At 69.5% G+C, this 10,655-nt stretch carries 10 protein-coding genes; all 10 read right to left on the bottom strand.

Annotated features, from left to right (window positions below; genetic code table 11):
- Positions 1-177: flavodoxin-dependent (E)-4-hydroxy-3-methylbut-2-enyl-diphosphate synthase (locus tag ACGFU7_RS16010; RefSeq protein WP_393696182.1), on the bottom strand; the 177-nt coding region annotated here is incomplete at its 3' end.
- Positions 178-181: 4 nt separating this feature from the next.
- Positions 182-1,201 (bottom strand): adenosyl-hopene transferase HpnH, encoded by a 1,020-nt coding sequence (hpnH, locus tag ACGFU7_RS16005; protein WP_393696156.1) that lies wholly within the window; start codon positions 1,199-1,201, stop codon positions 182-184.
- A gap of 5 nt (positions 1,202-1,206) precedes the next feature.
- Positions 1,207-1,866 carry a 1-hydroxy-2-methyl-2-butenyl 4-diphosphate reductase gene (locus tag ACGFU7_RS16000; protein WP_393696154.1) on the bottom strand — a complete coding sequence of 220 codons (660 nt, stop codon included), beginning with the start codon at positions 1,864-1,866 and terminating at the stop codon, positions 1,207-1,209.
- On the bottom strand, positions 1,866-3,866 hold the full coding sequence (gene shc / locus ACGFU7_RS15995) for a squalene--hopene cyclase (RefSeq protein ID WP_393696152.1): 2,001 nt from the start codon (positions 3,864-3,866) through the stop codon (positions 1,866-1,868). Before shc ends, ACGFU7_RS16000 begins: the two co-directional genes overlap by 1 nt.
- 107 nt (positions 3,867-3,973) lie before the next feature.
- Positions 3,974-5,077, bottom strand: a complete 1,104-nt coding sequence (locus ACGFU7_RS15990; RefSeq protein WP_393696150.1) for a polyprenyl synthetase family protein — start codon at positions 5,075-5,077, stop codon at positions 3,974-3,976.
- Entirely contained in the window at positions 5,074-6,462 is a 1,389-nt protein-coding gene (gene hpnE, locus ACGFU7_RS15985; RefSeq protein ID WP_393696149.1) for a hydroxysqualene dehydroxylase HpnE, read from the bottom strand. The genes ACGFU7_RS15990 and hpnE overlap by 4 nt, the downstream gene beginning before the upstream one ends.
- A 118-nt stretch (positions 6,463-6,580) precedes the next feature.
- Entirely contained in the window at positions 6,581-7,501 is a 921-nt protein-coding gene (gene hpnD, locus ACGFU7_RS15980) for a presqualene diphosphate synthase HpnD (protein ID WP_393696147.1), read from the bottom strand.
- A 29-nt stretch (positions 7,502-7,530) separates the two neighbouring features.
- A complete protein-coding gene (gene hpnC / locus ACGFU7_RS15975) occupies positions 7,531-8,451 on the bottom strand; it encodes a squalene synthase HpnC (RefSeq protein ID WP_393696146.1) in 921 nt (306 codons plus the stop codon).
- Positions 8,452-8,895: 444 nt separating this feature from the next.
- Positions 8,896-9,681 (bottom strand): ABC transporter ATP-binding protein, encoded by a 786-nt coding sequence (locus ACGFU7_RS15970; RefSeq protein WP_393696144.1) that lies wholly within the window; start codon positions 9,679-9,681, stop codon positions 8,896-8,898.
- Positions 9,674-10,603, bottom strand: a complete 930-nt coding sequence (locus tag ACGFU7_RS15965) for an ABC transporter permease (protein WP_393696142.1) — start codon at positions 10,601-10,603, stop codon at positions 9,674-9,676. Before ACGFU7_RS15965 ends, ACGFU7_RS15970 begins: the two co-directional genes overlap by 8 nt.
- Positions 10,604-10,655: the final 52 nt, after the last annotated feature.

Here is a 10,655-nt window from a genome sequence, read left to right as displayed (position 1 = left end):
CTGCAACGTCGCACCGATGTCCGACGTACGCGTCGTGGTCATCGACTGCACCGACACCGGCGCATCCCCGCCCACCGCCACCGACCCGACCTGGACGCGCCGCGAGTGGCGGCGCATCGCGAGCGGCCGGGCCGGCAGCTCGGGGAGACCCAGTGCGACCGGTTCTCCAGCGGTCATGACGTCACCCGTTCCCGGAGACGGTCTCGCGCACGGCGCGCAGGGATTCCTTCAGCGATCCCATGGTGGCGAGGACGGCGGTGGGCTCGTAGCCGCAGTGCGCCATGCAGTTGGCGCAGCGCGGGTCCTTGCCCCGGCCGTACTTGTCCCAGTCGGTGTCCTCGATGAGTTCGCGGTACGTCGGGACGTACCCGTCGCTCATCAGATAGCAGGGCCGCTGCCAGCCGAAGAGCGAGTAGTTCGGGATCGCCCACGCGGTGCACGGGAAGTCCGCCTTGCCCTCCAGGAAGTCCAGGAAGAGCGGCGAGTGGTTGAGCCGCCAGCGGGACCGGTTGCCGCCCGCGAACGACTTCTTGAACAGTTCCCGGGTCTGCTCGACGCCGAGGAAGTGCTCCTGGTCAGGTGCCTTCTCGTACGCGTAGGCGGGCGAGATCATCATCTCGTCGACCTTCAGATCGTCATTGAGGTAATTGAGGACCTCGATGATGGTCTGCGGGGTGTCGGTGTTGAAGAAGGTGGAGTTCGTGGTGACCCGGAAGCCGCGTCGCTTGGCCTCCTTGATCGCCGCCACCGCCTCGTCGAACACGCCTTCCTTGGCGACCGATTCATCGTGCCGTTCGCGCAGCCCGTCGATGTGCACGGCGAAGGCGAAGAACGGCGACGGGGTGAATTTCTCGATCTTCTTACGCAGCAGCATCGCATTGGTGCAGAGGAAGACGTACTTCTTCTTTGCCACCAGCTGCCGCACGATTTCGTCGATCTGCGGGTGCATCAGGGGTTCGCCGCCCGCGATGGAAACCATCGGGGCGCCCGATTCCAGTACCGCACCGACGGCCTGGGCCACCGGCATGCGCTGCTTCAGAACTCCGGCCGGATGCTGGATCTTCCCGCAGCCCTCGCACGCCAGATTGCAGGCGAACAAAGGCTCCAGCTCGACAATGAGCGGGAACTTGTCCCGCTTGCGGAGCTTTTGTTCAATGAGGTACGTCGCAACCTTGATGGTCTGACGGAGCGGCATGGCCATCTAGCTCACCTCCTGGGGAGCAGCAGAGATCGGTGCCATTCGTAGAAAGCCGGTAGGACGGCACGGAGAACACGGAAAGCTGATATTCCACCGCGTATCGTGCCGATGCGGACGAGCTCATGCTCCGGAGCGTCCACGACCACCCGTACGGCCGCAACCGGGCGCGGCCCGGAGCGCAGGGCGGCGCGAAGAGTGGCGGCGGACTCCATGTCCACCGCGATCGCTCCGGTGGCCCGCAGTTCGGCCCGCTCGTGTCCGCGTACGACATGGGCGGAGCCGGTCAGCGGACCGGTGTGGACGGTGCGGCCGGGCACCGCCTTGGCGAGGGCCTCGGCGAGCAGGCCCGCGCCGGTGCAGACCGTCGAGTCCCCGGCTTCCCGGGTCTCGGCGGCGACCACGAGGTCCCCGGGGTGCATGCCGGGTGACAGCCCGGCGCAGAATCCGGAGGCGAGGACCGCCGTGCCGGACGCCCGGTCCTGACCGAGCGCCCGTGACACGGCCGCCTCGGCGGCCTTGGGACCCATGCCCGTACGGAGTACGGTCACCGGGCCCGGAGCGTCACCGGCCCTGCCTCTGCCGCTGCGCAGGGCGAATTGCTCGATGCCGAGTGCACAGGCGATCAGCAGCGGTGCTGCGGGGCCGGCCGGCCCCGGACCATCGCCCATCAGGCCCCCTTGCGGGTGCCCGTGCGGTCGGCGAACGGTTCGCCGTACACGTACCGCCCGAGTGCGGTGAGCGGGAAGACCTGCCGGTAGAGGTGGTAGTTGATGGAGAAGTCCCAGGGGAAGCCGGTGCCGGTGAAGTACGGCTCGTCCCAGGATCCGTCGGCCTGCTGCGTCTCGCTGAGCCAGGAGACTCCCCGCTGAACAGCCTTGCTGTCCCGCCGCCCTGCGGCGAGCAGTGCGAGCAGTGCCCACGCGGTCTGGGAGGCGGTCGAGGCGCCGCGCCCGATCCACTTGTCCTCCTGGTACGAGCGCAGGTCCTCGCCCCAGCCGCCGTCATCGTTCTGTACGGCCTCCAGCCAGCCGACCGCGCGGCGGATCGCCGGATGCGTGACGGGCAGTCCGGCGGCCACCAGTGCGGGCACCACCGACCCTGTGCCGTATACGTAGTTGACGCCCCAGCGGCCGAACCAGCCGCCGCTCGCGTCCTGTTCGGCGAGCAGCCACTCGATACCGCGCCGGGTGGCGGGGTGCCCGGACCGCCCCTCGACGGCGAGCATCTCGACCACGTGCCCGGTGACATCGGCGGACGGCGGGTCGATGACCTCACCGAAGTCGCAGAAGGGCAGCCGGTTGGGGAACGCGCTGGTGTTGTCCGCGTCGAACGCGCCCCAGGCCCCGTTGCGGGACTGCATGCCGAGGTTCCAGCGCACTCCGCGCCTGATGGCGGCCTCGATGCGTGCCGTGTCGGGGTGGCGGACCCGGCGCAGCGCGAGGACCACCTCCGCGGTGTCGTCGATGTCCGGGTAGTTGTCGTTGTGGAACTCGAACGCCCAGCCGCCCGGGTTGAGCCGGGGGCGGCGCACGGACCAGTCTCCGGGCCGGACGATCTCCTCGCCGAGCATCCAGTCCGCGGCCTTCACGAGCGCCGGGTGGTCGGGGCTGACCCCGGCGTCGGCGAGGGCGATGGTGGCGAGGCAGGTGTCCCAGACCGGGGACTGGCAGGCCTCGATCATCCGGGCGCCGTCCTCGCGCCAGATGGCGAACCGGTCGAGCGAGGCGAGTCCGGCCCGCATCACCGGGTGGTCCAGGTCGTAGCCGAGCAGGTGCAGGGCGATGACGGAGTACACGGCGGGCGGCTGGATGCCTCCCCAGCAGCCGTCGTTCTCCTGGCGTTCGATGATCCAGCGGGCCGCGGCGTTCATGGCGGTCCGGCGCAGCTTGCGCGGTGCGATCCGGTGGTACGCGTGCAGCGCCTTGTCCAGGCGCTGGAAGACTCCGTCCCAGCTCGCCGCCGGAGCGGGTCGCCTGGGCGGGTTCGGGTGACGTGGGTCGGTGTGCAGCTCGTCGAGTACGAAGGGGGCCGGGCGTACCGGCCGCTTCGCCGAGACGATGGTGAGCGGCACGATGGTCTGGCGGGCCCAGCAGCCGAAGTCATAGATGTTGAGCGGAACCCATTTGGGAAAGAACATCAGCTCGGGCGGGAGTTCCGGGAGGTCGTCCCATTTCCACCAGCCGAAGAGGGCGAGCCAGATCCGGGTGAAGACGCGGCTCGCCGCGATTCCGCCCTGTTCCCTGATCCATCCCGAAGCGCGGGCCATGTGCGGTTCGTCCGGCCGGTCTCCGGCCAGCCGCAGTGCCACGTACGCCTCGATGGTGGTGGAGAGCTCGCCGGGGCCGCCGTGGAAGGTGGCCCAGGTGCCGTCGCCGCGCTGTTCTTTGCGGATGAAGCGGCCGGCCGCCTGAACGGTGGCCTGGTCCTGAATGCCGAGGAATTGACGGAGCAGCAGGTCCTCGGCGTCCATGGTGACGTTGGTGGCGAGGTCGCCCTTCCACCAGCCCTGCTCGTCCTGCTTGCCGAGGAGATGCTCCACCGAGCGTTCCGCGGCCCGCCGCGCGGCGGCGAGTACGTCGTCCGCGGCAATGGTTGTGTCGGTCGGATTACTGGCCGAGGCTGCGCGGGGGCTCACAGCCCCGGTGCTTCCGTCGGTCGTCGCTGTCATGGCTTCCCCTTCGTGCAGTTGTTCCTCTGCTGTGCTGGGGTCTCCGTCGGCCGGCGCCCGGTACGGGCACCGGCCGGCGACTGCGAGTCATATGGAGCAGATGGTGATCATCTCTTTCGTACGACGACGAAGTCCGCGAGCGCTGTGAGCTGCGCCCGCACGGTCTGCGGCATGTCGACGCGGTGCAGTGCCTCGATGGCGACGGCATGCTGTCGACGGGCCTCCTGGGCGGTCCATTCGCGACCGCCCGCCTCCTCGATGAGCGCCGCACGGGCGGCGAACTCCTCTTCGGAGAAGCTGTCGAAATCACTGCTCTTGGCGTCGGCGGCGAGCAGTTCGCCGAGGTGCTCCGAGGCCGGTCCGCCCGCGGCGAGCGCGGCGACGACCGGCAGGGACTTCTTGCGCTGGCGCAGATCGCTCCAGGTCTGCTTGCCGGTGGACTCGGGGTCGCCCCAGATGCCGAGCAGATCATCGACGGCCTGGAAGGCGAGACCGAGGTGGTAGCCGTACGCCTCCAGGGTGTCGGCGGTCCGGTCGTCGGCGCCGCCGAGGACCGCACCGATGGAGCAGGCGCAGGCGAGCAGGGCTCCGGTCTTGTTGCCCTCCATCTCCAGGCACTCCTCGACGGTGACCCGCTCGCGGTGCTCGTAGGAGATGTCCTGGGCCTGCCCGTCGATGAGCTTGCGGGTGGCGACGGTCAGCCGGCGGGCCGCGCGGCCCGCCTCGACGGTGCCGAGCTCCAGCAGGATCTCGTTGGCGAGCGCGAAGAGGGCGTCGCCGACCAGGATCGCCTGGGCGGGGCCGTGCACCTTCCAGACGGTGTCGCGGTGGCGGCGCTGTTCGTCGCCGTCCATCAGGTCGTCGTGCAGCAGCGAGAAGTTGTGCACGAGTTCGACGGCCACGGCGCCGGGGATGCCGGCCTCGGCGGCGGCGCCGGCCGCCTCCGCGGACAGCAGGGCGAGCGCGGGGCGCACGGCCTTGCCGCCGTCGCCGTCGGAGGGCCGTCCCTGGGCGTCGATCCAGCCGAAGTGATAGGCGGCGACGGTGTCCATGGGCGGTGCGAGCCGGTCAACGGCGGCCCGGAGCACCGGCGTGGAAAGGGCCCGTCCGCGCTCCAGAAGCGCGGTGACGTCCGTGGTGTCGGCCACGGTGTCGAAAGCCGGATTCGCCGGGGTCACTGACTCTCCTCTTGTTCCGGTGGTACTGCTCATGCCGCCTCCTGCAGCGGATGTTCATGGGTGCGGCCGAGCGCCCGGAGCGCGGCGTCCGCTGCGCTGAACCCGCTGCGGACGGCACCCTCCATCGTCGCGGGCCAGCCGGTGGCCGTCCAAGCTCCGGCCAGGCTGAGGCCGGGGGCACGGGTGCGGGCTCCGGGCCGCAGTCGGCCGACGCCGGGGGCGGGGGCGAAGGTCGCCGTGCGCTCCCGGGTGACGAAGAAATCCCTGATCCCGGCTCCGCGGGCGGCCGGAAGGAGCCGCTCCAGCTCGGGCAGGTAGCGCTTTCGCAGCTCGGCGACGGGGAGGTCGATCTCCTCGTCGGCTGCGGACTGGGACAACGCGAGGTACTGCCCCGGTCCGGTGAGACCCGAGGCGTCCGTGCGGTCGAAGACCCACTGGACCGGGGTGCCGAGCGCGGCGAAGAACGGGCGGCGCAGCACCTTGCGGTCGTAGATGACGTGCACATTGAGGATCGGCGATGTACCGATGGCGAGCAGCCGCTCCGGCGCGTCGAGTGCGCCCTCGGGCAGCAGGTCGTGGGTCTCGCGCTGCGGAACGGCGAGGACGACGGTGTCCGCCTCGATCCGTTCGCTGCCGGTGTCGACGATCCAGCAGCCGTCCTCCGTGCGGGTGACGGAGGACGCCTTCGTGCGCAGCTCGGTGCGCACACCGACGGAGTCGAGGGCCTTGCGGGCCTGCGTGTCGTGCACCTCGCCGAGCGGCACGCTCGCCCAGCCGATGTCGGCGGCGCCGGGCTCGGAGAGGAGCCCGGTCTTGAAGACCTTCGCGGCAAGGGCAAGCGAGGAGTTGGGCGCGGTGGCGTTGAGTGTGGCGACGCCGACCAGGTCCCAGAGGGCCTCGATGGTGCGCGGCGACTGGCCGTGCCGGGCGAGCCAGCTGCCGAAGTCGATGGCGTCGAGCGCGGGGTCGTCCGGGTCCAGGCGGCCCAGCGCCAGTGCGGCGCGTCCGACGCTCGCCCGCTCGGTGAGCGAGAGATGCGGATAGCCGGCGAGTCCGGCGGCGAGGTGGAACGGCACCGGCAGTGCGTTGCGGCGCAGCCGTCCCAGCCGGGGGCCCGCGAGGCGCCCGACATCGAGAACGGGCACGTCCAAACGGTTTTGCAGTGGTGCCAGGCGCGTCCCGTCGACGCGGTCGAGGAACCAGCGGTAGGCGGTGCAGCAGCGCAGATACACATGCTGTCCGTTGTCGACCGTCAGTTCGCCGCGCCGGAAGGAGAAGGCGAGTCCGCCGAGCCTGGGCCGCCCTTCGAGCAGGGTCACGTCAAGCCCGGCGTCGGCGAGACGCAGGGCCGCGGTGATTCCGGCGAGTCCGCCGCCGATCACGACCGCGCGGGAGGAACGCGGGGCGTCGTGCGTCATGCGTCCTCCTTCCGCCGGGTCACTTCAGTCAGGGACGCGTCAGTACACCAGAGGGTTGACCACTGATCGAAGCGACTCTCCGTGATGCACATGGTGCGCGAGATGTCCGTACGGCGCATCAGACACGCCCCCTGGCCGTGCGACGGGAGATGTATCGCGCATCGAGGCCCGACAGTCCACGCACCGCGACGTACGCCTTCTCGTGGCCGGGCAGCGAGACCCGGCCGCGCAGCACCGCCTCGGGGTCGCGCTCGATCCGGTCGAGCAGCCGCCGGTAGATGCCTGCCATGGCCGCGACACAGGCGCCGCTGCGCCGGTCCAGCATCGGCAGCAGCCGGTATCCCTCGGCGAACAGGGTGCGGGCGCGCCGTACCTCGAAGTGGACCAGGCCCGCGAAGTCGGCGCCGGGCGGCGGGGTGGACTGGAGGAAGCCGGCCGAGCAGCCGAACTTGGCGAGGTCGTCGGCGGGCAGATACGTACGCCCGTTGCCCGCGTCCTCTCGTACGTCGCGCAGGATGTTGGTCAGCTGGAGCGCGAGGCCGAGCGTGTCGGCGTACTCCGCGGCCCGGTCGGCGCCGGGAGCGCCCGGTTCCGTGCCGAAGACGCCCAGGCTGAGGCGGCCGATGGCGCCCGCGACACAGCGGCAGTAGACCTTGAGGTCGTCCCAGGTCTCGTATGTCGCGCCGCGCACATCCATCAACACGCCGTCGATGAGTTCGTCGAGCCCGCCGAGCGGGAGCGGGAATCTGCGCGCGGCGTCGGCGAGCGCGACGGCCACCGGGTCGGTGTCGTCCTCGTCGATCGCGCCGTTACGGATCCGGTCCAGCAGTGTGCGGGTGCTCTCCAGGCGGGTCCGCTTGGTCTCCGGCTCCAGCTCGCCGTCACCGATGTCGTCGACACGACGGGAGAAGGCGTACAGCGCCGACATGGCCTGTCGCTTCTCGGCCGGCAGCAGCCTGATGCCGTACGCGAAGTTACGCGCCTGCTGTCCGGTGACCGCCTCGCAGTAACTGTATGCGGCCTGTACCGGTGCCGACATGTACGTCGTCTGTCCCTCCACGGTCCGGCTCACCCCTCTCTACGCGCTCTTCGCAAGACAACTCCCACTTCGCGCAGCAGGCTGGGCTTGGTGGGCTTGGGCGGTCCGGGCAGTACGTCGAACCCGGCGGCCGCGATCGCGGTGAGGGCGGCACGCCCCCCTCCTACGAATCCGGCGAGAAGCAGCTTGAGCCTGCCGTGGACGCTACCCACCAGGGGGGTGCCTTCATTCAGCAGTTCCCGAGCGCGTTCTGCTTCGTGCGCAATCAGTGAACGCACCGATGCGCCCCCCGACGGGGCGGCCAGATCGGTTTCGCGGACATGGAACCGGGCCATGTCGTCCGCGGGCAGGTAGATCCGGTCGCGGCCGAGGTCCTCGGTGACGTCCTGGAGGTGCTCGACGATCTGCAGGGCCGTGCAGACGGCGTCGGAGCGGCGGATGCGTTCGGGGCTGGCAGTTCCGGTGATCTGCAGGACAAGTCGGCCCACGGGGTTGGCGGAGAGCTCGCAGTAGGCGACGAGCTCCTCGTACGTGCCGTAGCGGCGGACCTTCTGGTCCTGCCGGTTCGCTTCGATGAGGCCGAGGAAGGGTTCAGGGGTGAGCGCGCAGCGCCGCACGGTGGGGCGCAGGGCGCGCAGCAGGGGGTGGCGCGGGCCGTCGCCGGCGGTGTCGAAGACCCGGTGCAGATCGGCCTCGAAGGCATCGAGCATGGCGAGCCGGTCCTCGGTCTGCGCCGGGTCGAGCCCGAGATGGCGGGCGTCCGCGCCGCCGGGGGCGAGATCGCCGTCGCCGATGTCGTCGACGAGACGGGCATAGCCGTAAACGGCCATCAGGTCGTCGCGCCAGGCGCGCGGGAGAAAGAAGGGGGCTACGGGGAAATTCTCGTCCGCTGCCTTGTCGAGGGTGCTGGGCACGGCGGCATCGGGGTGCGCCTGCTGGGTACGGGTCACCACCGACCGCCCGGCGCTGGGACGGCGTGAGCACCTCGGAGCTGGAGATTTTCCGTCATAGCCGTCACATCTCCCGTTCTACACTGCTGACCCAAAACATCCCATTCCGGACACGCCGCCCGCTCTGCCGAGTGCGGAGCACGCCCGCAGGCCGTATGGCCAGGCGGTATCGCCCCACTTGCAACGAATCAGCACCGCTACAGCTTACGTTGTACAACGCTCATCGATACGTCGGGGTGTTACGCGCACAAGAACAACGCATCCTGCCCCGCCAACCTTCCCCGTGCGCAAGGAAATTGACGTCATCCGACGGGAGGAGATCTTGCGCAGGGCGTACCGCCGGGGGTGCTGGGCGCCGCGGGGCGTCCACGATCCGGACACCAGGCGGCCTCCGCCGGAGAGTTCCGGCGGAGGCCGTCTCGGTGTCACGGGACCCGGAAGCGACTATTTTCCGGTCTCGCGCTCGTACGCCTTGAGGACCTCGTCCGTCGGACCGTCCATCAGCAGTTCGCCCTTTTCCAGCCACAGCACCCGGTCGCAGGTGTCCCTGATGGACTTGTTGCTGTGGCTGACCAGGAAGACGGTGCCCGCTTCCTTGCGGAGCTCCCTGATGCGCTGCTCGGAGCGGATCTGGAACTTGCGGTCACCGGTCGCCAGCGCCTCGTCGATCATGAGGACGTCGTGGTTCTTGGCGGCGGCGATGGAGAAGCGCAGCCGGGCGGCCATGCCGGAGGAGTACGTCCGCATCGGCAGGGTGATGAAGTCGCCCTTCTCGTTGATGCCGGAGAAGTCGACGATCCCCTGGTAGCGCTCGCGGATCTCCTCGCGCGACATGCCCATCGCGAGGCCGCCGAGCACGACGTTGCGCTCGCCGGTCAGATCGCTCATCAGTGCCGCGTTCACCCCGAGCAGCGACGGCTGGCCGTCGGTGTACACCTTGCCGTGCTCGGTCGGCAGCAGACCGGCGATGGCCCGCAGCAGGGTCGACTTGCCGGAGCCGTTGGTCCCGATGAGGCCGATGGCCTCGCCGCGGTAGGCGGTGAAGGAGACGCCGCGGACGGCGTGCACCTTCCGCACGCCGCGCGACTCGCCCTTGCCGCGGCGCAGTATCCGGCTCAGCGCCGCGGTGGCGCTGCCCTTGCCTCCGCCGGCGCCATTGACCCGGTACACGATGTGCACATCGTCGGCGATGACGGTGGGGACGCGCCCCGAAGTGTTGTCGTCAGCCACGGCCGTACCGTTCCTCTGCCTTCCAGAAGTACACAAAGCCCACGACGCCGACGAGGACCGCCCAGGCGAGCCCCACGACCCAGACGTGCGCCGGCAGGTTCCCCGAGCCGTAGCCGTCGATCAGCGCGAAGCGGATCAGGTCCATGTAGATGGCCGCCGGGTTGTACTGCAGCACGTTGGCGATCCAGTCCGGCTTGTCCTTCAGCATCACCGGGATGGAGAACATGACGCCCGACGCGTACATCCAGGTGCGCATCACGAACGGCATCAGCTGGGCGAGGTCGGGGGTCTTGCTGCCGAGCCTGGCCATGATCAGTGCCAGACCGGTGTTGAAGAAGAACTGCATCACCAGCGCCGGGATGATCAGCAGCCAGGAGGGACCCGGATAGCTGCCGAAGACGATGGCCACGACCGCGAGCACGATCATCGAGTACAAGAGCTGCTGGAGCTGCTGGAGCGAGAACGAGACGGGCAGCGAAGCGCGCGGGAAGTGCAGCGCCCGGACCAGTCCGAGGTTGCCGGAGATGGCCCGCACACCCGCCATCACCGAGCTCTGGGTGAAGGTGAAGACAAAGACGCCGGTCACCAGGAACGGGATGAAGACCTCCAGGGTCATCCCCTTCCTGGTACCCAGGATCAGCCCGAAGATCAGGTAGTAGACCAGGGCGTTGAGCAGCGGTGTGGCCACCTGCCACAGCTGGCCGAGCTTCGCCTGGCTGTACTGGGCGGTCAGCTTCGCCCTGGAGAACGCCATGATGAAGTGGCGGCGGCCCCAGAGCTGCCGGACGTATTCGAAGAGCCCTGGCCGGGCGCCGCTCACCGTCAGGCCGTACTTGTCGGCCATCTCGGCCGAGCTCAGGCCGTCGTCGGCGGATGGTGGGGTGCTCAGTGCGACCGCACCATCATGGGTTGTGTCACTCACCAGATGAAACTCTCGTATTCAAGATGCGCAGCCAGTCGCGGGCGCGGCTCGG

The sequence above is a fragment of the Streptomyces sp. NPDC048473 genome (assembly GCF_043200155.1).
GTDB lineage: Bacteria > Actinomycetota > Actinomycetes > Streptomycetales > Streptomycetaceae > Streptomyces.
This window is presented reverse-complemented; position numbering and strand designations above follow the sequence as displayed.

Excerpts from the sequence above, each read along its gene's own strand:
- hpnH (WP_393696156.1), bottom strand. The coding sequence starts at position 1,201 with ATGGCCATGCCGCTCCGTCAGACCATCAAGGTTGCGACGTACCTCATT.
- ACGFU7_RS16000 (WP_393696154.1), bottom strand. The coding sequence starts at position 1,866 with ATGGGCGATGGTCCGGGGCCGGCCGGCCCCGCAGCACCGCTGCTGATC.
- shc (WP_393696152.1), bottom strand. The coding sequence starts at position 3,866 with ATGACAGCGACGACCGACGGAAGCACCGGGGCTGTGAGCCCCCGCGCA.
- ACGFU7_RS15990 (WP_393696150.1), bottom strand. The coding sequence starts at position 5,077 with ATGAGCAGTACCACCGGAACAAGAGGAGAGTCAGTGACCCCGGCGAAT.
- hpnE (WP_393696149.1), bottom strand. The coding sequence starts at position 6,462 with ATGACGCACGACGCCCCGCGTTCCTCCCGCGCGGTCGTGATCGGCGGC.
- hpnD (WP_393696147.1), bottom strand. The coding sequence starts at position 7,501 with ATGTCGGCACCGGTACAGGCCGCATACAGTTACTGCGAGGCGGTCACC.